This window comes from Aeromonas crassostreae (genome assembly GCF_054052445.1).
In genome coordinates, this window is record NZ_JBSTYM010000069.1 from 1 (window position 1) to 369 (window position 369).

Genomic DNA, 369 nt, shown 5'->3' on the forward strand with positions numbered 1-369 from the left:
CGGTGGAAGAGCAGTTCACCTACACCTTGAAGGATGGGGATGGTGACACCTCGACCACCACCATCACGGTGAGTGTGCAGGGGGACAATCAAGTGCCCACCATCACGTTCCCCGGGGTGGGTGAAGAGGGCGCCTTCGTCTATGAATCCGATCTGGATGAAGGGAGTTCCCCGAGTGGTGATCGCGAGAGCATCAGTGGCACCATCACGGTGACGTTGAATGGGGAGGCGGGGAGCGTCACCATCGGCGACAAGACCTTCACGCTGGATAGCGATGGCAACGCCACGCTACCGGAGGGGGGGGTGAGCATCGACACCGAGCGGGGGACGCTGCAGATCACCGGGATCCAGGGTGGCGACATCAACTATA

1 protein-coding gene is annotated in these 369 nt (G+C 61.0%); it reads left to right on the plus strand.

Going from position 1 to position 369, the window contains the following annotated elements:
- The coding region (locus ACW5W4_RS18920) for a hypothetical protein (protein ID WP_456690417.1) at nucleotides 1-369 on the plus strand (369 nt) is incomplete at both ends.